The sequence below is a fragment of the Bradyrhizobium diazoefficiens genome, from assembly GCF_016612535.1.
Classification (GTDB): Bacteria; Pseudomonadota; Alphaproteobacteria; order Rhizobiales; family Xanthobacteraceae; genus Bradyrhizobium; species Bradyrhizobium diazoefficiens_C.
Map to the genome: position 1 here is coordinate 2096306 of NZ_JAENXS010000002.1, position 22291 is coordinate 2118596.

The following is a 22291-nucleotide window of genomic DNA, read 5'->3' on the forward strand; positions in this document are numbered from 1 at the left end:
CATTTCAACCGCCTGGAGGGGCAAAATACCACCGGCCCGGAGACCCGCCCGGCCGCGCTCTATCATATCCCCGATCCCGGCTCGTTCCCGCCCATTGAGACCTCGGCCGTTTCATGGGAATACGGCGCCAAACCTGTCCTCGGGAGTGAGCCATGACCTACCGCGCGCCGATCTCTGACATGCTGCTGTCGCTCAACCATGGCGCCGGCCTCAAGGCCGCCGTGGAGGCCGGTCATTACGGCGATTTCGACGCCGACATCGTCGCCGCCGTGCTGGAAGAAGCCGGCAAGTTCGCAACGGACGTGCTGGCGCCGCTGAACAAGGTCGGCGACGAGCACGGCATCAAGCTCAGCGACGGCAAGGTCACGACCGCGCCGGGCTGGCCGGATGCCTACAGGCGCTGGACCGACGGCGGGTGGAACGCGGTGTCCGGCCCCGAGGATTTCGGCGGCCAGGGCCTGCCGCTCGCGATTAATGCCGCCTGCACCGAGATCTGGAGTGCCTCCAACGTCGCCTTTGGCCTCTGCCCGCTGCTGACGGCCTCCGCAATGGAGGCGCTGGAGGCGCATGGCAGCGCGGAGCTGAAAAAGATCTATCTTGAAAAGCTCGTCTCCGGCGAGTGGACCGGCACGATGCAGCTCACCGAGTCGCAGGCCGGCTCCGACGTCGGCGCGCTGCGAACCCGTGCCGACAGGCAGGCCGACGGCACCTATCGCATCAAGGGGACGAAGATCTTCATCACCTATGGCGAGCACGACATGACCGACAACATCGTGCATTTCGTGCTGGCACGCCTGCCGGACGCGCCTGCCGGCACCAAAGGGATTTCGCTGTTCCTCGTGCCGAAATTCATGGTCAATTCCGACGGCTCGCTGGGGCAGCGCAACGACATCTTTGCCTCCGGCGTTGAGCACAAGCTCGGCATGCACGCCTCCCCCACCTGCACCATGACCATGGGCGACCACGGCGGCGCGATCGGCTTTTTGGTCGGCGAAGAGAACCAGGGCATGCGCTGCATGTTCACGATGATGAACCAGGCCCGCCTCGGCGTCGGCCTCGAAGGCGTTGGCGTCGCCGATCGCGCCTATCAGCAGGCCCTGAGTTACGCGCAGGAACGCAAGCAGGGCCGCGCCGTCGGCAAAACGGGCGACGGCTCGGATGCGATCTTCGTGCATCCGGACGTCAAGCGCATGCTGATGCGGATGCGGGCGCAGACAGCGGCCGCACGCACCATCTGCTATGCGACCGCGGTCGCGATCGACGTCTCGACGCGCGCCAAAGACCCCAAGGTCCGCGCCGATGCCGCCGCGCGCGCGGCGCTGCTGACGCCGATGGCCAAGGGCTATTCCACCGATATCGGCAACGAGGTCGCCTATCTCGGCGTGCAGGTGCATGGCGGCATGGGTTTCATCGAAGAGACCGGCGCCGCGCAGCATTATCGCGATGCCCGCATCACCGCGATCTACGAAGGCACCAACGGCATCCAGGCGATCGACCTCGTCACCCGCAAGCTCGGGGCCAATGGCGGCGCGTCGGTGTGGGCACTGCTCGACGAGCTCTCCGCCACCGTCAAGCAGGTCGAGGCCTCGAACGATCTCGGCTTCGGCACCACCGGCGTGAAATTGCGCGAGGCGGTCGACGCCCTGACGCGCACCAGCAAATGGCTGCTGGAACGTGTTGCCTCTGCACCGAACGAGGCGCTCGCCGGTGCCACGCCGTATCTCCAGCAGTTCGGCGCCACGCTCGGCGGCTGCATGCTGGCGTCCGAGGCGCTCGCCGCCAAGGCCGACGGCAACACCGATGCCGCGCGCTACGTCTCGCTCGCGCGCTTCTTCGCCGAGAACATCACCGTGCAGGCCGGCGCCCTCGAGCGCACCGTGACGGAGAGCGCGGCATCGGTGGCAGCGGCGGACGCCGTGCTGTTGGGGTAAGCGAGGCCTGCGTAGCCCGGATGGAGCGAAGCGCAATCCGGGGCGGTCGCCGTTCGTGGCACGAATCCCGGATTACGCTGCGCTCCATCCGGGCTACGAAGCTGTGACCTCGGCCCTTTTCCCCGGCCGCCACAGCACGATTCCGGCCGCGACGACATCGAGCACCACGCACATCGCAAACGCCGTCGTGTAATCGCCGCTGATGCTGCGCACGACGCCGACGATGCCGGGGCCAAACGCGCTGACGATACCACTGATCGATGTCCCCAACCCCATTGCGGCCGCGAAAGCGGCGCTGCCGATCTCGCGCTGGATGATCAAGGGCGGAAACGTGATCATGTTGCCGATGGAGAAACCGTAGACGGCGCAGCACACGAGCAGCACTGTCGGGCTCGTGCTTTGCAGCAGCACGAACAGCGCCGCCGCCTGGCTGGTCATCGATGCCGCGCAGGCGAGCCGCGGATCGAGCCGGTCGACGAACAGGCCGAGCGACAACCGCCCGACCACCGCCATCGCCGCCATGATGGTGACGGCGAGACCCGCAGCGTAACGACCGATCATCGGCTCGAGGAACGTCACCTGGTGGATGATGAAGCCCATCTGCGCCAACAGCGCGATCGCGATCGGCAGCACCATGGTCCAGAACGATGCGTTGGCGAGCAGCGCCCGGCGCGAATGACGCGCGGCCTTGCCATCGCGGTGTGCATCTCCGGCTGAATTCAGCGTCGGCCAGCTGGTGAAGACAATAACCACCGGCAACACCAGCACCACCATCACGATTGTGGCCGCCAGCATGGCGGGGCGGAAGCCGATGCTTGCACTCAGCGCCAGCAGAACCGGAACGAGGACAATGCCGCCGAAGGTGGCGCCGTTGAAGGCGAGGCTGAGCGCGAGACCGCGGCGCCGCGAGAACCACGTGTTCAGCACCGTCGCGATCACCACCGAGCCCATGCCGGTCCAGCCGACCGACATCAGCGCATAGGCGACAAAGAGCTGCCAGGGCGTCTGCATCAGTCCCAGCAGCGCGGTCGATGCGGCCAGCGCCGACAGTCCGCACAGGATCAGCGCCCGCAGCCCGATGCGGGCGAGCAGATCATCGGTGAAGATGACGAGGACTGAGCTCAGCAGGAACGAGAAGGTGCTGGCTGCGGACACCAGCGTGCCCGGCCAGCCATGGGCGCGCTGGAGCTCGGCAAGATAGACGCCTTGGCCGTAGAGGCCGAAGCCGAACATGAAAAAGGCCATCAGGAAACAGGCCAGCACCACGCGCCAGCCGCGGTAATGCAGCGAGGATTCGTCAACGCCCGTTGCGGCAATCATCGATCAGCATTGGCCTGATGGCACGAGACGACTGATCGTGCCGCACAACCACCGGTTTTTCAATTGAAACATTGTAGCCGATTGTTGCAACGCGCAAAACGCCGCAGCAGATATGATGCAGCTTTCGCGCCATGGTTCCCGGATGAATGCGATCATCGGACCGGTATCACTGCCGAAAAGGTCGAGCCGCAGGATTGGCACGCCTGCCGGATCATGTAGGCTGAGCCTCGTAGGACTCGCCGACGGCAGGCGCCGCGGCGGCCGCAGGGAGTGTTCATGCCGAACGGCAACATCATCATCACGGAGGAGCGCGCCACGCGCGTGATCACCCTGCGCCGCCCTAGCAAGAAGAACGCAATCACGCAGGACATGTACCGCGAGATGAGCCGCGCGATCGACACCGCGCAGAACAATCCCGACATCCGCTGCATGATCATCACCGGCGGCTCCGGCGTGTTCACGGCCGGCGACGACATCGACGATTTCGTGAAGGCCGACGCCTCGCGCCCCGAAACGCTGTCGGATGGCGTCAGATTCCTCTATTCGCTGGCGCTCAACGTCAAGCCGATCATCGCAGCCGTGGACGGCGCGTCGATCGGCATGGGCACCGTGATGCTGTTCCACTGCGACTACGTGCTCGCCTCCACGGCGGCGACCTTCTCCGCGCCCTACATCAATCTCGGGCTCGTTCCGGTCGGCGCCGCCAGCCTGCTGATGCCGAGCACCATGGGCTACCAGCGCGCCTTCGCCATGCTGGTGATGGGGCGCACCTTCACCGCCGCCGAGGCCCACGCCGCCGGCTTCGTCAACACCGTGGTGTCGCCGGGGCACACCGAGGTCGAGGCCCGCAAGGTCGCGCGCGAAATCTGCAAGCTCCCGGCCGAGGCGGTCGCAACCTCGCGCAAATTACTGCGCGCCGCGCCGGAAGAGCTCACCCGCCGCATCGACCAGGAAGGCCATCTGTTCGGCGAGCGGCTGAAATCGGACGAAGCGACGGCCGCATTCAAGGCGTTTGCGAATAGGAAGAAGAGGTAGACAAGTCCCTGTCATTCCGGAGCGTGCGCAGCGCGACCCCGGAATGACAGCAGAAGTTTCGTGAAATCTTCGCCTGGAGCGACTAATCTTGCTCCATGCGACATCTTCTCCGCCTGACCGCCTTCACGCTTGCACTCGCAACCCTCCCCGCCGCGGCGCAGACCGCCGCGCCCGTCGAGCTGCGCATTCTCGCGATCAACGATTTCCACGGCAATCTCCGGCCGCCGCCGGGCGGCATCCGCATCAACGATCCCGAGGACAAGAGCAAGAAGGTGATGGTGGCGGCCGGTGGCGCCGAGTACATGGCTACGCTGGTCAAGCAATTGCGCGAGGGGCACAAGAACACGATCTTCGTTGCCGCCGGCGATTTGATCGGGGCGAGCCCATTCCTGTCGGCGATGTTTCACGACGAGCCTTCCGTCGAGTCGCTCTCGATGATGGGGCTCGCGATCACCTCGGTCGGCAACCACGAATTCGACGAGGGCAAGACCGAGCTGCTCAGGATGCAGAACGGCGGCTGCCATCCGCAGGACGGATGCCAGGGACCGCATCCCTTCACCGGTGCGAAATTCCAATATCTCGCCGCCTCCACCATCGAGACCGCGACCGGCAAGAGCATCTTGCCGCCCTACGAGATCAGGGAATTCGAGGGCATCCCCGTTGCCTTCATCGGGCTGACCCTGAAGGAGACCGCCGGCATCGTCTCGCCATCAGGCATTGCCGGGATCGAATTCCGCGACGAGGCCGAGACGGTGAACTCGCTAGTGCCGCAACTGAAGGCGCGGGGCGTCGAGGCGATCGTGGTGCTGATCCACCAGGGCGGTGAGCCCTCGGGCGACTACAATGAATGCCCCGCCATCACGGGGCCCATCGTCGACATCGTGAAAAAGTTCGACCGCGCCGTCGACATCGTGATCAGCGGCCACACCCATCGCGCCTATGTTTGCGACATCGACGGCAGGCTGGTGACCAGCGGCGACAAATACGGCACGCTCGTCACCGCGATCGACCTCAAGCTCGATCCGACAACACGCGACATCGTCAGCGCCAAGGCCGAGAACGTCATCGTCGCCGACGCGTCATTGCCTAAGGATCCCGAGCAGACCGCGCTGATCGACGCCTACGACCAGCTCTCGGCGCCGATCGCCAATCGCCCGGCCGGATCGGTGACGCAAACGCTGTCGCGAACTCCCAACGACGCGGGCGAAAGCGCACTCGGCGACGTCATCGCGGATGCACAGCTCACCGCGACCAGGGACGCCAAGGATGGCAACGCTGTCATCGCGCTCACCAATCCCGGCGGCATCCGCACCGACATCACCCCGAAGGAGAATGGCGCGGTGTCCTATGGCGAGCTGTTCGCGAGCCAGCCGTTCCGCAACCGGCTCGTCAGCATGACGCTCACCGGCAGCCAGCTCAAGGACATGCTGGAGCAGCAATGGCTCGATCCGAAGCGGCCGCGGATCCTCCAGGTGTCGATCGGGTTCAGCTACACTTGGGACGCATCAAAGCCGCTCGGCGAGCGCATCATGGCCGACAAGATGACACTGAACGGCCAGCCGATCGAGCCGGCCACGGGCTATCGCGTTACCCTCAACGATTATCTCGCCGTCGGCGGCGACGGCTTCACGATCGCGAAACAGGGCGCCTCGCCGCAATATGGCGGTTACGACACGGACGCCTTGTTTGCCTTCTTCAGAGCGCATGGTCCGATCGGCCCGCTACCGCCCACCCGCATCCTGCGCGTGAATTGATCGAGATCAAACGGGCCGCCTCGGGACGGCCCTTTGCCATTCCAGGTGGAACGCATAGATTGGGTTTTGCATTGCGTTTTGGCGCCGGATGCGCCAAGCGACGTCGAGAGTTCGTTCCCCGCGAGGCCGACCTGATGAGCACACTCCTTCTCTCCCACAAGGCCTGCCTCGACCATGTCACGCCGCCGGGACATCCCGAGCGCCCGGACCGCCTGCGTGCGGTGGAGGAGGCGCTGTCGGTTGAGCGCTTCCAGTTCCTGGCGCGCGCCCTCGCGCCGGAGGGCGATCTCGATCTCGTCACGCTCTGCCACAACGAGGACTACGTCACCGAGCTGCGCCACATCGCGCCGACCAGCGGGCAGGTCTATGTCGACGGCGACACGTCGATGTCTCCGGGCACGTGGGAAGCGGTGATGCGCGGCGTCGGCGGCGCAGTGGCTGCGACCGAAGCGGTGATGAACGGCGAGCATCGCAACGCCTTCGTCGCGGTGCGCCCACCCGGCCATCACGCCGAGATCGGCAAGCCGATGGGCTTCTGCTTCTTCGACAATGTCGCGATCGCCGCGCGCCACGCGCAGCGCAAATTCGGCATCAAGCGCGCGGCCATCGTCGATTTCGACGTCCATCATGGCAACGGCACCCAGGACATCTTCTGGTCGGACCCGACCGTGATGTACTGCTCGACACATCAGATGCCGCTGTTTCCGGGCACCGGCGCGAAGAGCGAGCGCGGCGACCACGATACCATCGTCAACGCGCCACTGGCTTCCGAAGACGGCGGACCCGAATTCCGCAGCGCGTTCGAGAACCTGATCCTGCCGCGGCTGACGGAATTCAGCCCCGAACTCCTCATCATCTCCGCAGGCTTCGACGCGCATTACCGCGATCCGCTGGCCTCGCTGAATTTGCGCGCGGAGGACTATGCCTGGGTGACGCGCAAGCTGATGGACCTCGCCGACAAATCCGCAGGGGGCCGCGTGGTTTCTGTGCTCGAAGGCGGCTACGACCTGCAAGGACTGAAAGAATCTGTTACGGCGCATGTCAGCGCCCTGATGGGCGCTTAGACAGACCCGCCACATTACGCCCGCAAAACTCTGCTGTTTTGCAAGACAAGAGAATCGGGCAATCGGAAACGGATATGGCTGAAAATACCCAAGTCGACGTCTCCCGGCTCACCTTCGAGCGCGCGATCGAGGAGCTCGAAACGATCGTGAAGCGGCTCGAGGACGGCAAGGTGCCGCTCGAGGAATCCGTCACCATCTATGAGCGCGGCGAAGCCCTGAAGCGGCGTTGCGAGGAACTTTTGCGGCAGGCCGAGGCCCGCGTCGACAAGATCACCACGGACGCCAACGGCCAGGCCACCGGCACCGCGCCGCTCGACGTGCAGTAAAGGACGCCGCCGACAGCTACCCATCTCAAGCATCGGCCACCTGCAAGATCGCCCGTCGCCTTCCCCGCTAACGGGGCGGATGGCCGCGCGCCGGAACTTGACGAGTTCCCTCGCCGGCACCTTTGGACTGATCGAATCCCGCCAAGACGGTTGTCCTCGCGCCCAAAATCCGGCCGAGGAACCGGGCGGGATTGGAACTACGCCTTCCGCGCCGTGGTTAACCAATTGGCTCGCCGCTTGCCCCTGCATGCCCGCAATCGGTCGGCCGGGTTGGCTTTGGCCTTAGGTTTGGTGTAAAGCTGCGCGGAGTGTGGCTTTTTGTAAACCTTGCGTGGGGACCGATTTCCGACGACAAGCGCTTCAAAACGCTAATGAAATTGCTGGGACGGACGAAGCCGATCTAAGTGACAGGGATCACAGAGACTGAACCGGAGCGCACCTAAGCTCACCTAAGCTTGAAGAAGGGGCTTTGCCCCAGGCAGGTGGCTCCGACGGTTTAAGGACTCGCGCTGCGCCGATATTGTGCAAACCCATCGCGCGCCGGAATGACTTTCCGGCGCTGACAAATTGGAAATCGCCGTGAACGAATACAGTAAAACGCCGCTTCTCGACACCATCCGGACGCCGGACGACCTGCGCAAGCTCAAGGTCGAACAGGTTCGCCAGGTCGCCGACGAGCTGCGTCAGGAGACCATCGATGCCGTTTCGGTGACCGGCGGTCACTTCGGCGCGGGCCTCGGCGTGGTCGAGCTCACCACCGCGATCCATTATGTCTTCGACACGCCGCGTGACCGGCTGATCTGGGACGTCGGCCATCAGGCCTATCCGCACAAGATCCTCACCGGCCGGCGCGACCGCATCCGCACGCTGCGCACCGGCGGCGGCCTGTCCGGCTTCACCAAGCGCAGCGAGAGCGATTACGATCCGTTCGGCGCCGCGCATTCCTCGACCTCGATCTCGGCCGCCCTCGGCATGGCGGTCGCGCGCGACCTCGCCGGCGGCAAGAACAACGTTATCGCGGTAATCGGTGACGGCGCGATGTCGGCGGGCATGGCCTATGAGGCCATGAACAACGCAGGTGCGATGAACTCGCGCCTGATCGTCATCCTCAACGACAACGACATGTCGATTGCGCCGCCGGTCGGCGCCATGAGCGCCTATCTGTCGCGCCTTTACTCGGGCAAGACCTATCGCACGCTGCGCGATGCGGCCAAGCAGATCAACAAGCGCCTGCCGAAGATCCTCGCCAACCGCGCCAATCGCGTCGAGGAATATTCCCGCGGCTTCATGATGGACGGCGGCACGCTGTTCGAGGAGCTCGGCTTCTATTACGTCGGCCCAATCGACGGCCATAACCTCGATCACCTGCTGCCGGTGCTGAAGAACGTCCGCGACATGGAGACCGGTCCGATCCTGGTCCACGTCGTGACGCAGAAGGGCAAGGGTTACGGCCCGGCGGAAGCCTCCGCCGACAAGTACCATGCCGTCGTCAAGTTCGACGTCGCCACCGGCACGCAAGCCAAGGCCAAGCCGAATGCGCCGGCCTACCAGAACGTGTTCGGCCAGAGCCTCGTCAAGGAAGCCGAGAAGGACGACAAGATCGTCGCCATCACCGCGGCGATGCCGTCGGGCACGGGCGTCGATATCTTCAACAAGGCGTTCCCGGACCGCACCTTCGACGTCGGCATCGCCGAGCAGCATGCGGTGACCTTCGCCGCCGGTCTCGCGACCGAAGGCTACAAGCCATTCTGCGCGATCTACTCGACCTTCCTCCAGCGCGGCTACGACCAGATCGTCCACGACGTCGCGATCCAGAACCTGCCGGTCCGCTTCGCCATCGACCGTGCCGGCCTCGTCGGCGCCGACGGCGCGACTCATGCCGGCTCGTTCGACAACGCCTATCTCGGCTGCCTGCCGAACATGGTGATCATGGCAGCCGCCGACGAAGCCGAGCTGGTGCACATGGTGGCGACCCAGGTCGCGATCAACGACCGCCCGAGCTCACTGCGCTATCCACGCGGCGAAGGTCGCGGCATCGAGATGCCGGAGGTCGGCATTCCCCTCGAAATCGGCAAGGGCCGCATGATCCGCCAGGGCAGCAAGATCGCCCTGCTCTCCTTCGGCACGCGTCTCGCCGAATGCGAGAAGGCGGCCGACGAGCTCGCCGCCCACGGCCTCTCCACCTCGATTGCGGACGCGCGCTTCATGAAGCCGCTCGACACCGAGCTTGTGCTCAAGCTCGCCCGCGACCACGACGTCCTGATCACGGTCGAGGAAGGCTCGGTCGGCGGCTTCGGCTCGCATGTCGCGCAGTACCTGACCGACCAGGGCGTGCTCGACACCGGCCTGGTGCGCTTCCGCTCCATGGTGCTGCCCGATGTGTTCCAGGACCACGACACGCCCGCGGCGATGTATGGCCGCGCCGGCCTCGACGCCAAAGGCATCGTCGCCAAGGTGTTCGAAGCGCTCGGCAAGGACGTCAAGACCGAGACGGTCAAGCTCGCCTGATCGGGCGGACGCTGCCCCTTATCTCTCCCGTAGGGAGAGGTCGGATCGCGCAAGCGATCCGGGTGAGCCACGTGAGAGCGTGACCTCATGAAAATCTATCTGGCAGGCCCTGACGTGTTCCTGCCGGATGCGGTTGAGATCGGTCGGCGCAAGGCCGAGATCTGCGCGCGTTTCGGCCTCACCGGCCTCTATCCCCTCGACCACGCCATCGACCTCACCGCGCCAGACGCCTCGCGGCAGATCTTTTGCGGCAACGAGGCGATGATGGATCGGGCCGATGCCATCATCGCCAATCTCACCCCGTTCCGCGGCGCCGGCGCCGATCCCGGCACCGTCTACGAGCTCGGCTACATGGCCGGCCGCCGCAAGCTTTGTCTGGCCTATTCCAACGATGGCGCCACCTATGCCGACCGCGTCACGCGTTTCATGAACGTCACGTCCGAGGACGGCCGGCTGGTCGATGCGCAGGGGCTGACGGTCGAGGATTTCGGTCTCGCCGACAATCTCATGATGATCCATGCCCTCGAGCTGCACGGCTGCCCGCTGGTGACGCCGGCAGAGCAGCCGATCGACGTCTGGCACGATCTCGTCGCGTTCGAGGCTTGCGTCCGGATGGCAGCCGCGCGATTGATCGCTATATAAGCGCTTCAGTCGTCTTCGGAGAGATTATGTCCCCTGCCCGCAAGCGTGCGGATGTTCTGCTGGTCGAGCGCGGCCTGTTCGAGAGCCGGGCGCGGGCGCGCGCGGCGATCGAGGCCGGGCTCGTCACGGCTGACGACAAGCAGGTCGCAAAACCATCGGAAACGATCGCAGAGGACGCGGTGATCCGGGCCGAGCCTGCGCACCCCTATGTCTCGCGCGGCGGCGTCAAGCTCGCCGGCGCGCTGGAGCGCTACCCGATCGAAATCGAGGACCATGTCTGCCTCGACGTCGGCGCCTCCACTGGCGGCTTCACCGAGGTGCTGCTGGCGAACGGCGCGAGCCTGGTGTTCGCCATCGATGTCGGCACCAGCCAGCTGCATCCCTCGCTGCGCGGTCATCCCAAGATCGTGTCGATGGAGGAGACCGACATCCGCGCCTATGACGGCAAGCGCCTGCCGGCGCGGCCCGATGTCGTCGTCATCGATGTCAGTTTTATTTCGCTCAAGGCCGTGCTGCCGGCGTCGCTGTCGCTGGCAGCCGCACCCATGAGCCTGCTCGCGCTGATCAAGCCGCAATTCGAAGCCGAGCGAAAACACAACAAGAAGGGCATCATCCGCGACGCCGCGGTGCGTCAGGCGATTTGCGACGACATCGCGGCCTTTGCCGCATCGCTCGGCTGCACCGATATCGAGGTGTTTCCCTCCTCGATCGCGGGTGGCGACGGCAACATCGAATTCTTCCTGGGCGCACGCCGTGGTTGAGCGCGTCACGATCGATCACGTCGGCCATCGCGGCGACGGCGTCTCGCTCACGGCGGGCGATGCGCTGTACGTGCCTTACACGCTTCGCGGCGAGACCGTCGAGGTCGACCATGTCGCGGGCAGCCATCCCGATCGCCGCAAGCTGCTCGCGGTCGATATCGCAAGCCCCGAGCGCATCGAACCGTTCTGCCCGCATTTCGGCGTCTGCGGCGGCTGCGCAATCCAGCACTGGGCGACTGAGCCGTATCACGCCTGGAAGCGCAACATCGTGGCCGAGACACTGGCGCAGGCCGGCATCGATTGCGAGGTGGCGCCGCTGGTCGACGCGCACGGCGCGGGGCGCAGACGCGTCACGCTGCACGGAAGGTTCGGCACCCATGACGTGCTGAAGGTCGGCTTCTCGGCCGCGAGCTCGCACGACGTGATCCCGATCCATCGCTGCCCGATCCTCGATCCCGCGCTCGACGGCGCGCTCGATGCTGCCTGGGCGCTCGCCGAGCCGCTGACGTCGAAAATGCCAGTGACGAAGCCGCTGGACATCCAGGTCACCGCCACCGCCAACGGTCTCGATGTCGACGTGCGCGGCTCCGGCCCGCTGCCGACACCGCTGGTCACGGCGCTGTCGCGCGTCGCCGAGCAGCACCGCCTGGCGCGGCTGACACGGCATGGCGAGCTGGTGCTGCAACGCCTGCCGCCGATTCTGCAGATGGGCCGTGCCGAGATCACGCTGCCGCCGGGCTCGTTTTTGCAGGCAACCATCGCGGGCGAAGAGACGCTTGCGTCTCTCGTCGCCGAGCGCGTCGGCAAGGCCAAAGAAGTTCTGGACCTCTTCTGCGGCGTCGGTCCGTTTGCTCTCAGGCTTGCCGAGAAGGCGCGTATCACGGCCTATGACAATGACGCCGGCGCCATCGCAGCGCTTGCGAAGGCAGCGCGCACGCCGGGCCTGAGGCCGATCAAGGCGGAGCCGCGCGACCTGTTCCGCCGCCCGCTGGTGCCGCCGGAGCTGCGCGATTTCGACGCCGTCGTATTCGATCCCCCGCGCCAGGGCGCGCAGGCGCAGGCGCTCAAGCTCGCTGCGAGCAAGGTGCCTGTGGTGGTCGCTGTGTCCTGCAACGTCGCCACCTTCGCCCGCGATGCGCGGCTGTTGATCGACGGTGGCTACAGGATCGACACAATCGTACCGGTTGACCAGTTCCGCCATACGCCCCATGTGGAACTGGTGGCACGCTTTACGCGATAGGCGAACTCCGAGGTTCAGCCGGCGCCATCCAAGCTTGATTCCGCTCAATCGTCCTGGCCCCGTTTCCGCTAAACGTGTCGGCGCATCGCAGGTGGAGCGGCAGCTTGGTTGACCGACGACAGTTCATCACGACCGCGCTCGGGCTTTCCGCGGCGGCCTCCGGCGTCCCGGCCGCGGCAGCGGCGACCATGACCTACGACGAGGCCGTAAGGACATCGCGGGGCCCGTTGCGGGCCGCGCCGAGGGATCGTGAACTCGTGCGCTTTGCGACGCTCGCGGCCAACAGCCACAACACCCAGCCGTGGATTTTCTCCGCCCGTAGCAACGAGATCGCGATTGCGCCCGACTTCACACGGCGCTGTCCGGCCGTCGATCCGGACGATCATCACCTCTTCGTCAGTCTCGGCTGCGCCGCCGAAAACCTCGTCCTCGCAGCGTCCACCCTGGGCTGGCGCGCCAATCCGGTGGTCGATGGCGATCGGATCGTGATCGCACTGGAGGAAGCCCCGCCGGCAGCATCGGCGCTGGCGGAAGCGATTCCCGTCAGGCAATGCACCCGGGCAACTTTCGACAGCCGGCCGGTCACGCCCGAGATCCTCCGCCAGCTCGATATCGCCTGTCGCGAGCCGAACGTGACTGCGATCCTGATGACTGATCGCCGTGCAATCTCGGGGGTCGCCGAGTATGTGATCGAGGGCAATTCGGCGCAAATGCGCGACAAGGCCTTCATGCGCGAACTCGTGAGCTGGCTGCGTTTCAACGAGGCCGACGCGCTTGCGACCATGGACGGGCTGTTCTCGGCTGCCTCGGGAAATCCGACCCTGCCTGCCTGGGTCGCTCGCCCGCTCCTGCGGTTCTTCCTCACCGAAGACGGCGAAAACAGAAAGTATCGCGATGAGCTCGAAAGCTCCGCGGGCGTCGTCATACTCGCCGCCGACCGTAGCGACACGTCGCACTGGATCGCGGTCGGCCGGGCCTGCCAGCGTTTCGGTTTGCAGGCGACCGCGCTGGGACTGAAATATTCCTTCGTCAACCAGCCGGTCGAGGTGGCAACGCTGCGCCGGCAATTCGCGGCCTCGCTCGGACTTGGGCAACGGTGGCCCGACATCGTGATGCGTTTCGGCACCGGCCCGAATCTGCCGAAATCGCTGCGCCGTCCCCCGGAACTGGTGACGCGGCTTTAGCGCCGAAGGCTGCCAAACACCGGCGACTCGCCGGGCAGCATCGACGAGTTGATGTCGCTGTCCATGCCTCCGGATTGCTGCTGGGTGAAACCGGCCCCGAACGAAAGGCTGAGGTTGGAGGTCGGCTTGAACTCGACACCTGCGAATGCGCCGTAGCCGGGTGCAGCGCTGGAAGTCAGCGGCGCAATCGAGCTTCCGATGCCGTTGCCGTATTTCAGCGTGTCGAAACCGGCAAAGAACGTCACGGGCATCCCACCGGCGGTCTTGGTGTTGTAGCCGAACTGCGAGCTGTCATAGGACAGCGCGCTGAAATTGCCGGCTGGTCCAGTCTGGCTGAAGCCGCTCCAATTGAGGTTGGCGCGTTGGCCTCCGACAAAGAAGCCGTTTGCAAAGTTGGTGCGCCTGCCGGCATCGAAGCTCGAAAAATTGCCGTAGCTATCGGAGCTCTGGCCGCCGAAGCCGAAAGGTCCGCCCGGTATGAAATATTGCAGCGGCGCAACTTGCGCGTGAACCTGGGTTCCGCCGAAGCAAAGCACGGCGAAGAGTGCTGCGAGACTACGGAAGCATAAAGAGCTGGGCATTCAGGTGACCGTCAGGATAGCGCGCAAATTATACGCGATGGATGCCGCAAATGCCAGCGGAGCCGGCGCAGGCATGCTTCACTCGGTTCCAGAGACGCCCATCCCGAATGTGAGCTGATTGCCGTCGGCATCGACGACATCGAAATCGCGCATGGCATAGTCGCGGTTCTCCGGCTGGTTGAGCAGCCTGGCGCCACGTCCCGACAGCTCGGCATAAAGCCGGTCGACGTCCCGAACCGCAAGTCGCCAAGGATCTCGCCGTCGGCGTGCGGCCGAAGGCGATGAAGGACGACGAGGCCGCCCTCTACGACCTCACCATGGCGCTCTATCGCGACAAGAAGGTGTCGGACGACATCTACCGCGCCGCGCAGCAAAAATTCGGCGAAAGCGGCATCATGGATATCATCGGCCTGATCGGCTATTACGACGCGGTTTCGATGACGCTAATCACGATGCAGGCCGAAGCGCCGAACGACAGCGTGCCACCGCTGCCGCCGCTTCCGGCGAAATAGAAGCAGCGAACGCCGGTCATGCCGCACGATCCCTTGCTCACGCGCCTGATATCCGCCTTTGCCGAGGTGCCGGGCGTCGCGGCTGTCGTGCTCGGTGGCTCGCGAGCGCGGGGCAGCGCGCACCCGGCATCCGACTACGATATCGGTCTCTATTTCACGGCGGCGGCGCCGCTCGATACGGAACGACTGCTCGCGGCTGCGAAGACGGTCGCCGACAACCCCTCGGCCGCGGCGGTGACGCCAATCGGCGAATGGGGACCGTGGATCGTCGGCGGTGCGTGGCTGTCGGTTGACGGCCACAAGGTCGATTTGCTCTACCGCAACACCGACGCCGTCGAAGCTGTGATGGACTCCTGCCGCGCCGGAACCGTCACCATGGATTACCAGCCGGGCCACCCGCATGGCTTCTGCTCGGCGATCTGGATGGGCGAGATCGCCTGTTGCCAACCGCTGCACGATCCGCAGTCCCTGATCGCCCGGCTGAAATCGATTGCGCTGCCCTATCCGAAACCACTGCGCGATGCTTTCATCCGGCGCTTTCGATGGGAGGTGCTGTTCGGCATCGAGAATGCCGAGCTTGCCGTCGCGCGTGGCGAGCAGAACCATGTCGCCGGATGCATCTACCGATCGCTCGCCTGCACCGCCCAGGTCCTGTTCGCACTGAACGAGCGCTATCTCATCAATGAAAAGGGCGCGCTGTTGGAAGCAGCGCAGTTGCCGCTGACGCTTCCGCATCTGGCTGAGCAAACTAGAGAAGCTTGGCGGCTGATCGGCGATGGCGCTCTTGGGCCCGCCTGCAATGTCTTGCGGGAGGTCGACCGGCAATTGCAAGCGCTGATGCAATCCAGCGGAAAGCAGCCGTGAGCAGCTCACGCCGTCACGTCGACCGAGGAGGATGTATCGGCCGGCGGATATTTCGTCACCGGCACCATAAAGGACTTCAGGCCGACCTGGTAGATGATCTTGCCGTTCTGACCGTCGTCGGTCGCGATCTGCGACTGCCCGAACATGATGACGTTCTTGTAGACGGTACCGGTGCCCTGACGGGTGATGCCATCGGTGGTGACGCTGACCTGCGCTTCGTTGCCGTTGACGGCGAGCACGCGAAAGCTCGCGCTCTTGCCGTTGTCGCTGGAATAACCGCCCCAGCTTCCCATCAGGCGGCTGTCGGAAGCCGGCGGCGCCTGCTTCGCCAGCGTCGCGGTCTGCTTGCCGGCGCCGCCCGCGGAGAACAACAGCACCAGGTTCTTGCCGTCCTTGGTGCCGACCGTCACCGAGCCGAAGGTGATAAGCGCGCCGCTGATCTGGGCAAAACCACGTTCGGTGTGTCCGTTATGGGTGTACTCGACCTGCGCCCGGGCGCCGCGGATGTTCACGACCTTGAAGCCGACGGGCTGGTTGTTGCCCGCCCAATTGCCCTTCCATTCACCGAGCAGAGCGCTCTGGTGATACATCCGCTCGTTGACGGGCGAAATCTGGCTGGTGCTTTGCGTGACGATGGCCATGGAATTCGGCTTGGGCTTGCTCGGCAAATGAGTCCGACGAGCGCGCTCGCGTCCAAGCGCCGGGGACAATCGTCGGAAACATTCAGAAACAATGCGATTAGGGCCACGCCATGGTTAACAGGCGGTTAATTTCGACCGACGGCGCGATGCGGCAAACAGCGCAAACGGGAATGGGCCTCAGCGGCCCCAGCGATCCGACCAGATCTTCTCGCCGATCATGCAGTTCACGCGCGGCTCCTTGTCCTTGTCGGCAACGCGCACCACGGGACGTTCGGGCGTGCGGTCGGCAACCTCCATCAAGAGCTTGGTGCGGATCGCCTCCTTGAACTTTTCGCGATCCTTGATTGCGATCACGAAGGAGCCGGGACCGCCGACGACGCAATCCTCGTAGTAGTAATCGAGATTGTCGATATCCATGGTCGAATAGGACGGCTCCTTGACCATGATCGGCAGACCGTTGATGACGATGCCCTTCTCGAGCGCGGCATCGCGCGCAATGGTGACCGGACCGCCATTGTTGTTCGGCCCGTCGCCGGAAATGTCGATGACGCGGCGAAGCCCGTGATAGGGATTCTCGTCGAACAGCGGCATCGCGAATCCGATCGCGCCGGAGATCGAGGTCCGCGAGGCGCGCCGGACCGGCGTCTTCATGATCTCGGCGGCAACCGCGTCCGCCGACTCCGGTCCCTCGATGAGACGCCAGGGGATGATGATCTTCTGGTCGCCGGACGCGGCCCATTCGAAATAGGTCACCGCAATCCTGCCGTTGGGGCCGGCTTTCAGCGCCTGCAGAAACTCCTTGGACTGGATCGCCTGCGCATAGCCCTCGCGCTGGATCGCGAGCTCGTCCATGTCCATGGAGTAGGAGACGTCGACCGCGAGGATCAGTTCGACATCGACCGACTGCGCATCGCCGTCGGCCGCCTGCCGCTGCGGTTGATGTGATTTCGGTGGGTCAAGTTTAGGTCCTGGTGCCGCGATGCCCGCGACGTCCCCTCCGGCAAGCACGCCGGCCACCAGCACAGCCTCGATCGAGAACAGCAACCGCATCGCAGTCTCCCGTCGTATGACGCGATGGTGACATGCAAACGCCTTGCCGCAAAGCGCGAAGATCGCTTGCGCTTCACATTTGGGTTAGGGATTGCGAGTTGGGAATTCGCGGTGTTGCGCAAGAATGCCGCCGCACCGCCATGGTCGTGCCGCAGGAGCACGCGCGATCGTTCGCGTCGACGGACCTTGGGACGATGCTCCCCCGCCCACTTGTTCGACACTATTTCCATGCTAGGCTGACTGTCCAGATGGGGATGGAGTCCCCCGACAACCGCCCGGCGGTCGAATGACCGTAGTGGGCTGATGACTCCTGCTCGAGGTGAGGCAATGATTGAGCCTCTGCCTTTGGCGGGAGCATGGAAAAGCCCGCCGCCGGCGGGTTTTTTGTTGCCTGAGAACGAAGGCCAAGGAGAAGTCCAGATGAAGGACAAGGCGTGACGACGATAACACCGAAAGCTGCGCGCATGTCGTTGCCCAAGGGGATCTGGGTGCTCGGCTTCGTCTCGATGCTGATGGATACCTCCTCCGAGATGATCCACGCGCTGCTGCCGGTCTATCTCGTCACCGTGCTCGGCGCCTCCACGCTCACCGTCGGCTTCATCGAGGGCATCGCGGAGGCGACCGCCTCGATCACCAAGATCTTTTCCGGCGCGTTGTCGGACTGGCTCGGCCGGCGCAAGCTGCTCGCCGCCCTCGGCTATGGCCTGGCCGCCTTCACAAAGCCCCTGTTCCCGCTGGCGCCCAGCATCGGCTGGCTGGTCGCGGCGCGCTTCATCGATCGCGTCGGCAAGGGCATTCGCGGCGCACCCCGCGATGCGTTGATCGCCGATATCGCGCCGGCCGGCCTGCGCGGCGCGAGCTTCGGCCTGCGGCAATCGCTCGACACGGTCGGCGCCTTTGTCGGACCGCTCGTCGCGATCGGCCTGATGTGGTGGACGGCGGATCATTTCGTCGCCGTGTTCTGGGTCGCCGTGCTGCCGGCCTTCCTGTCCTTCGGCCTGATCGCATTCGCGGTGAACGAGCCGGAACCGGATGCGAGCAGGGAGCCTGTAAGTAACCCGCTCAACACCGCCGCGATGCGGCAGCTCGGACCGGTCTATTGGCGCGTCGTCGCGGTCGGAATCGTCTTCACGCTCGCCCGCTTCAGCGAGGCCTTCCTGATCCTGCGCGCACAAAATATCGGCCTCAATGCGATGTGGGTGCCGGCAGTGCTGGTGCTCATGAACATCGCCTACGCGCTTTCGGCCTATCCAGCCGGCGTGCTGTCGGACCGGATCAACCGGACCGCCCTGCTCGCGTTCGGTCTCGTGTGTCTCGCGAGTGCCGATTTGGCACTCGCGCTGTTGCCGAACCTGACCGGCCTGGTGCTCGGCGTCGTCCTCTGGGGCCTGCACATGGGACTGACGCAAGGCTTGCTCTCGGCGCTCGTCGCCGATACTGCACCGCCGGCGCTGCGCGGCACCGCGTTCGGCTATTTCAACCTGTTCACGGGCCTCGCGCTGCTGGCCGCGAGCGTGATCGCCGGCGCGCTGTGGGACGCCTATGGCCCGGCCGGCACGTTCCTGGCAGGGCTCGGCTTCGCGCTGGTCGCACTCGTGGGGCTGCTCGCCGTCGGCGACGGGATCGCGCCACAGGAGAGCCGATCAGGGGGGTGATGATGAACGACGCAACAGGGGACCATCGAACGTGTTGAGCGGAGTGATCTCGATTGCAATCGGCTGCATGCTCGGCGGATGCGCGCGCTATTTCGTCTCCGGCGCGATCGCACGACGGCTGGGCGAGACTTTTCCCTGGGGCACCATCACCATCAACATCACCGGCGCCTTCCTGATCGGCATCTTCGGCGCGCTCGCGACGCATCCCGGCTCGATACTCGCGGCGCCGACGCCATGGCTGTTTGCCGTCACCGGCTTCCTCGGCTGCTATACGACCGTATCCTCGTTCAGCCTGCAGACACTGAACCTGGCGCGCAACGGCGAGCAGCTCCATGCGCTTGTCAACGTCGTGGTCTCGGTTGGACTGTGCCTCGCCGCGGTCAGTTGCGGATTCCTTCTCGCTGACGGTCTTGGAGGTTAGTGGCCGATGACCGCCCTCTCCTCCAACGCCCGCTGGCACGGCGCGATGCTTTATGCCTGGGTTGCTGCCGGCAGCATCGTCGGCGGGCTGACGCGCTACCTCGTCGGTCTCGCGCTCGACACCGGACCCGGCTTTCCCTGGGCGACGCTGTTCATCAACGCCACGGGATCGTTGATCATCGGCTTCTATGCGACGCTGACCGGACCGGACGGGCGCATGCTGGCGAGGCCCGAGCATCGGCAATTCGTCATGACCGGCTTCTGCGGCGGCTACACCACATTCTCGACCTTCAGCCTGGAAACCTTCCGCCTGGTCCACGGCGGCATGAAATATACCGCTCTTGGCTATATCGCCGCGTCGATTATCTGTTGGCTGGTGTCGGTGTGGCTCGGCCACATGATCGCCAGCCGGCTCAACCGCTTGAGGAGTTGACCATGCAAATTCCGCATCAGGCACTTTTGCTCCGCATCTTCATCGGCGAGGAGGACGATTTCGAGGGTAAGCCGCTCTACGAAGCGATCGTGATGAAGGCGCGCGAAAACCATCTCGCCGGAGCCACGGTGCTGCGCGGGCCGATGGGGTTCGGCAAGTCGAGCCGCATGCACACCTCGAAAATCCTGCGGCTGTCGGAAGATCTGCCGCTGGTGATCGAGATCGTCGACGGCGAGGACAGCATCAACGCATTCCTGCCCATCCTGGATGGCATGATGTCGAGCGGGTTGATCACCTTGGAGAAGGTGCAGGTCCTGCAATATGGTGAGAAGGCCGTGCCCTGAGCGCTGCGCGGCTGAAACCTCGGGGCCGGGCGTTCGGGAAGCCGATGAACAATACCGTCACCACACCGAAAACGCGGACCAAAACCAAGGTCGAGCGACCGAAGCTGCACAAGGTCATCCTGATCAACGACGACTACACGCCGCGTGAGTTCGTCACGATGATCCTCAAGGCCGAATTCCGCATGACCGAGGATCAGGCCTACAAGGTCATGATCACCGCACACAAGCTGGGCGCCTGCGTGGTCGCAGTGTTCACCAAGGACGTCGCCGAAACCAAAGCGACGCGTGCCACTGACGCCGCCCGCACCAAGGGCTACCCGCTGCTGTTCACGACGGAGCCGGAGGAATAGGGCACCCTGCTTGAAAGTCATCGCTCGAGGCGTTCTGGTCGCAATTTACTTCAGTTTGGCAAAGACCTTGGTGAACTCCGGAAGCCGCAACCTTCGCTTCTCCTCCTGGTATTTGGATTCATTGAAAGGGCCGCTCACGGAAACCCGCACACTAACGTCCCGCTCATTTGCCTTTCGCGCGATATAGTAGAACTCCGTGATAGAGCGGTCCGGTGCCTCTCCCAATTTACATGGATGGCGAGCGAACACAATGTACTGAGCGTTCGCGCCGGCCTGAAAGACCGTAGGACCCGGAAGGCCATCGCTGACGCAATCTCCCTGGGTTTCGATAGAACGGCAAAGCATCATGTCTTCGTCGGTGTCGATGGCGACCAGACGATAAGGTCCATCGATCGCTGCGTCCTCAACGAATCCGCAAGCAGCCAGGCACAACAGGATCGCCAGGCTCGCCCATCGCTTCACATGCGAGATCATGATTTGACGTTACGCCATCACCACTGGCGTCTCCTCCGCAAGCCCATACACACGCTGCGCCTTGGAAAATCCGGCGATCGGAAAATCGCCGAGATCGCGCCAGTCGTGATGGCAGAAGCTTGCGAAGACCTCCGACGCGACGACGGTCCTCCCCAGGCGACCCGCGATCTTCTCCATCCTGGCTGCAAGATTGACGGCGGGGCCGATGCAGGTGAAGTCGAGCCGGTTGCCGCCGCCGATATTGCCGTAGAGGATGCTGCCGACATGCAGCGCAACGCCGAAGCGGAAGCGCTCGACGACGTCGCCGACGGGATGCGCGAGCGCATCGACGCTGGCGCGGGCCTCGCGTGCCGCTTCCAGCACACGCACGCAGACTTGGGCGGCATCGCCGACATATTCGTCGATCGGGAACACCGCGAGCAGGCCGTCGCCCATGAACTTCAGGACCTCGCCGCCATGGGCGCGGATCGCGGTGACCTGGCAGTCGAAATAGCGATTGAGGATCTCGACCACCGTCTCGGCCGGCAGCCGGTCCGACAGCGCGGTGAAGCCGCGCAAATCCGACAGCCAGATCGCGGCCTGCATGGTGTCATTGTGGCCGCGGCGGATCTGGCCGCCGAGGATGCGCTCGCCGGCCCGATTTCCCACATAGGTGTCGAGCAACGTCGCGGCGGTGCGGCGCAGGGTGACGATCTCGCTGACGCGCGCGAGCGGCGCCACGATGGAACGGATCGTCGCGATGTCGTCATCGCTGAAGCCGCCGGGATGCCGCGTGGTCCAGCTGATCGCGTGAATCGAGCCGTCGAGAAACCGCATCGGCGTTGCGATGTAATCCGTGACACCCTCGGCGCGCATGTCCTCCAGGAACGGAAAGCGCCTGGTGTCGACATCGTTGATGCGCCCCCTGACCTCCAGCCCCTCCTCGAACACGATGCGAAGCGGGCTGCGGGCGAATTCGGGCGTATCCAGGATCTCGAAATCGACGGTGCCGATCTCGACCTCCTCGCCCTGCCGCCAGATGAAGTTGCGGCCGAAGATCTCGGGATGCAGCGTGCGGATGAAGACGCCGAACCGCCACAGCGGCAGGCCGGCCGCGACCAGCTGCTCGCAGGCGTCGGCAATCATCTCGGCCGACCCCCGCGACGACCTGGCGCCGTCGATCAGCCAGTTGATGATGCGCTGGAGCTCGGAATTCCGCATGC

The 22291-nt window shown here is 64.6% G+C and carries 23 protein-coding genes and 1 riboswitch; of the genes, 17 read left to right on the forward strand and 6 right to left on the reverse strand.

Translation table 11 applies throughout. The features are described 5' to 3' along the window. The first annotated feature begins 152 nt into the window (after positions 1-152). Positions 153-1931: an acyl-CoA dehydrogenase gene (locus JJE66_RS26685; protein WP_200517431.1), complete on the forward strand. Its 1779-nt coding sequence runs from the start codon at positions 153-155 to the stop codon at positions 1929-1931. Positions 1932-2024: 93 nt separating this feature from the next. Here the strand turns inward: JJE66_RS26685 and JJE66_RS26690 are convergent, their stop codons facing one another. Then, the gene (locus tag JJE66_RS26690; RefSeq protein ID WP_200517432.1) at positions 2025-3251 is read right to left on the reverse strand and encodes an MFS transporter; all 1227 of its coding nucleotides are present in this window, start codon (positions 3249-3251) and stop codon (positions 2025-2027) included. A 276-nt stretch (positions 3252-3527) separates the two neighbouring features. Here JJE66_RS26690 and JJE66_RS26695 point away from each other — a divergent pair, with 276 nt between their 5' ends. The 9 genes from JJE66_RS26695 (at position 3528) to JJE66_RS26735 (ending at position 13765) form a co-directional block, all read left to right on the forward strand. Further along, complete coding sequence (locus JJE66_RS26695) at positions 3528-4286, forward strand: enoyl-CoA hydratase-related protein (protein ID WP_200517433.1); 759 nt, start codon at positions 3528-3530, stop codon at positions 4284-4286. A gap of 95 nt (positions 4287-4381) precedes the next feature. Continuing rightward, positions 4382-6040 carry a bifunctional UDP-sugar hydrolase/5'-nucleotidase gene (locus JJE66_RS26700; protein ID WP_200517434.1) on the forward strand — a complete coding sequence of 553 codons (1659 nt, stop codon included), beginning with the start codon at positions 4382-4384 and terminating at the stop codon, positions 6038-6040. A gap of 134 nt (positions 6041-6174) precedes the next feature. Continuing rightward, the gene (locus JJE66_RS26705; RefSeq protein WP_200517435.1) at positions 6175-7104 is read left to right on the forward strand and encodes a histone deacetylase family protein; all 930 of its coding nucleotides are present in this window, start codon (positions 6175-6177) and stop codon (positions 7102-7104) included. Between the two features lie 74 nt (positions 7105-7178). Next, positions 7179-7430: an exodeoxyribonuclease VII small subunit gene (locus JJE66_RS26710; protein WP_200517436.1), complete on the forward strand. Its 252-nt coding sequence runs from the start codon at positions 7179-7181 to the stop codon at positions 7428-7430. Between the two features lie 579 nt (positions 7431-8009). Continuing rightward, positions 8010-9938: a 1-deoxy-D-xylulose-5-phosphate synthase gene (dxs, locus tag JJE66_RS26715; protein ID WP_200517437.1), complete on the forward strand. Its 1929-nt coding sequence runs from the start codon at positions 8010-8012 to the stop codon at positions 9936-9938. An 87-nt stretch (positions 9939-10025) separates the two neighbouring features. Next, positions 10026-10580, forward strand: coding sequence for a nucleoside 2-deoxyribosyltransferase (locus tag JJE66_RS26720; protein ID WP_200517438.1), 555 nt, complete (start codon positions 10026-10028; stop codon positions 10578-10580). Between the two features lie 26 nt (positions 10581-10606). Further along, entirely contained in the window at positions 10607-11341 is a 735-nt protein-coding gene (locus JJE66_RS26725) for a TlyA family RNA methyltransferase (protein WP_200517439.1), read from the forward strand. Next, positions 11334-12581 carry a methyltransferase gene (locus JJE66_RS26730; protein ID WP_200517440.1) on the forward strand — a complete coding sequence of 416 codons (1248 nt, stop codon included), beginning with the start codon at positions 11334-11336 and terminating at the stop codon, positions 12579-12581. Before JJE66_RS26725 ends, JJE66_RS26730 begins: the two co-directional genes overlap by 8 nt. Positions 12582-12685: 104 nt before the next feature. Further along, positions 12686-13765 carry an Acg family FMN-binding oxidoreductase gene (locus JJE66_RS26735; RefSeq protein WP_200517441.1) on the forward strand — a complete coding sequence of 360 codons (1080 nt, stop codon included), beginning with the start codon at positions 12686-12688 and terminating at the stop codon, positions 13763-13765. Here JJE66_RS26735 and JJE66_RS26740 read toward each other — a convergent pair. Beyond that, positions 13762-14346, reverse strand: a complete 585-nt coding sequence (locus tag JJE66_RS26740) for a hypothetical protein (RefSeq protein ID WP_200517442.1) — start codon at positions 14344-14346, stop codon at positions 13762-13764. The genes JJE66_RS26735 and JJE66_RS26740 overlap by 4 nt on opposite strands. 266 nt (positions 14347-14612) lie before the next feature. Between JJE66_RS26740 and JJE66_RS26745 the strand changes: the two genes are divergently transcribed. Continuing rightward, positions 14613-14858, forward strand: coding sequence for a hypothetical protein (locus tag JJE66_RS26745; protein ID WP_246756535.1), 246 nt, complete (start codon positions 14613-14615; stop codon positions 14856-14858). A gap of 18 nt (positions 14859-14876) precedes the next feature. Continuing rightward, positions 14877-15722, forward strand: coding sequence for a nucleotidyltransferase domain-containing protein (locus JJE66_RS26750; protein ID WP_200517443.1), 846 nt, complete (start codon positions 14877-14879; stop codon positions 15720-15722). Positions 15723-15727: 5 nt separating this feature from the next. On the opposite strand, the gene JJE66_RS26755 is transcribed toward JJE66_RS26750, so the two are convergent. Then, a complete protein-coding gene (locus tag JJE66_RS26755; protein WP_200517444.1) occupies positions 15728-16363 on the reverse strand; it encodes a hypothetical protein in 636 nt (211 codons plus the stop codon). 177 nt (positions 16364-16540) lie between these two features. Continuing rightward, the gene (locus JJE66_RS26760; RefSeq protein ID WP_200517445.1) at positions 16541-17413 is read right to left on the reverse strand and encodes a DUF1194 domain-containing protein; all 873 of its coding nucleotides are present in this window, start codon (positions 17411-17413) and stop codon (positions 16541-16543) included. Positions 17414-17654: 241 nt separating this feature from the next. After that, positions 17655-17733, forward strand: a riboswitch (Fluoride riboswitch). 144 nt (positions 17734-17877) lie between these two features. Here JJE66_RS26760 and JJE66_RS26765 point away from each other — a divergent pair. The 5 genes from JJE66_RS26765 to clpS are packed head-to-tail and all read left to right on the forward strand — an operon-like array spanning position 17878 to position 20615. Further along, positions 17878-19068, forward strand: a complete 1191-nt coding sequence (locus tag JJE66_RS26765; RefSeq protein ID WP_200518789.1) for an MFS transporter — start codon at positions 17878-17880, stop codon at positions 19066-19068. A 31-nt stretch (positions 19069-19099) separates the two neighbouring features. Further along, positions 19100-19489: a fluoride efflux transporter CrcB gene (gene crcB, locus JJE66_RS26770; protein WP_311979959.1), complete on the forward strand. Its 390-nt coding sequence runs from the start codon at positions 19100-19102 to the stop codon at positions 19487-19489. A 6-nt stretch (positions 19490-19495) separates the two neighbouring features. Continuing rightward, positions 19496-19921, forward strand: a complete 426-nt coding sequence (gene crcB, locus JJE66_RS26775) for a fluoride efflux transporter CrcB (RefSeq protein WP_200517447.1) — start codon at positions 19496-19498, stop codon at positions 19919-19921. A gap of 2 nt (positions 19922-19923) precedes the next feature. Beyond that, positions 19924-20265, forward strand: a complete 342-nt coding sequence (locus JJE66_RS26780) for a DUF190 domain-containing protein (protein ID WP_200517448.1) — start codon at positions 19924-19926, stop codon at positions 20263-20265. A gap of 44 nt (positions 20266-20309) precedes the next feature. Continuing rightward, positions 20310-20615: an ATP-dependent Clp protease adapter ClpS gene (clpS, locus tag JJE66_RS26785; protein ID WP_200517449.1), complete on the forward strand. Its 306-nt coding sequence runs from the start codon at positions 20310-20312 to the stop codon at positions 20613-20615. 45 nt (positions 20616-20660) lie between these two features. Here clpS and JJE66_RS26790 read toward each other — a convergent pair whose 3' ends face one another. Continuing rightward, a complete protein-coding gene (locus tag JJE66_RS26790; protein ID WP_200517450.1) occupies positions 20661-21089 on the reverse strand; it encodes a hypothetical protein in 429 nt (142 codons plus the stop codon). A gap of 9 nt (positions 21090-21098) precedes the next feature. After that, positions 21099-22289, reverse strand: a complete 1191-nt coding sequence (locus tag JJE66_RS26795; protein ID WP_200517451.1) for an adenylate/guanylate cyclase domain-containing protein — start codon at positions 22287-22289, stop codon at positions 21099-21101. Positions 22290-22291: the final 2 nt, after the last annotated feature.

Coding starts and splice junctions, on each gene's coding strand:
- JJE66_RS26700 (WP_200517434.1), top strand. CDS start 4,382: ATGCGACATCTTCTCCGCCTGACCGCCTTCACGCTTGCACTCGCAACC.
- clpS (WP_200517449.1), top strand. CDS start 20,310: ATGAACAATACCGTCACCACACCGAAAACGCGGACCAAAACCAAGGTC.
- JJE66_RS26755 (WP_200517444.1), bottom strand. CDS start 16,363: ATGGCCATCGTCACGCAAAGCACCAGCCAGATTTCGCCCGTCAACGAG.
- crcB (WP_200517447.1), top strand. CDS start 19,496: ATGACCGCCCTCTCCTCCAACGCCCGCTGGCACGGCGCGATGCTTTAT.
- JJE66_RS26780 (WP_200517448.1), top strand. CDS start 19,924: ATGCAAATTCCGCATCAGGCACTTTTGCTCCGCATCTTCATCGGCGAG.
- JJE66_RS26760 (WP_200517445.1), bottom strand. CDS start 17,413: ATGCGGTTGCTGTTCTCGATCGAGGCTGTGCTGGTGGCCGGCGTGCTT.
- JJE66_RS26690 (WP_200517432.1), bottom strand. CDS start 3,251: ATGATTGCCGCAACGGGCGTTGACGAATCCTCGCTGCATTACCGCGGC.
- JJE66_RS26695 (WP_200517433.1), top strand. CDS start 3,528: ATGCCGAACGGCAACATCATCATCACGGAGGAGCGCGCCACGCGCGTG.
- JJE66_RS26710 (WP_200517436.1), top strand. CDS start 7,179: ATGGCTGAAAATACCCAAGTCGACGTCTCCCGGCTCACCTTCGAGCGC.
- JJE66_RS26705 (WP_200517435.1), top strand. CDS start 6,175: ATGAGCACACTCCTTCTCTCCCACAAGGCCTGCCTCGACCATGTCACG.
- JJE66_RS26725 (WP_200517439.1), top strand. CDS start 10,607: ATGTCCCCTGCCCGCAAGCGTGCGGATGTTCTGCTGGTCGAGCGCGGC.
- JJE66_RS26685 (WP_200517431.1), top strand. CDS start 153: ATGACCTACCGCGCGCCGATCTCTGACATGCTGCTGTCGCTCAACCAT.
- JJE66_RS26720 (WP_200517438.1), top strand. CDS start 10,026: ATGAAAATCTATCTGGCAGGCCCTGACGTGTTCCTGCCGGATGCGGTT.
- JJE66_RS26795 (WP_200517451.1), bottom strand. CDS start 22,289: ATGCGGAATTCCGAGCTCCAGCGCATCATCAACTGGCTGATCGACGGC.
- JJE66_RS26740 (WP_200517442.1), bottom strand. CDS start 14,346: ATGCCCAGCTCTTTATGCTTCCGTAGTCTCGCAGCACTCTTCGCCGTG.
- JJE66_RS26750 (WP_200517443.1), top strand. CDS start 14,877: ATGCCGCACGATCCCTTGCTCACGCGCCTGATATCCGCCTTTGCCGAG.
- JJE66_RS26790 (WP_200517450.1), bottom strand. CDS start 21,089: ATGATCTCGCATGTGAAGCGATGGGCGAGCCTGGCGATCCTGTTGTGC.
- JJE66_RS26765 (WP_200518789.1), top strand. CDS start 17,878: ATGTCGTTGCCCAAGGGGATCTGGGTGCTCGGCTTCGTCTCGATGCTG.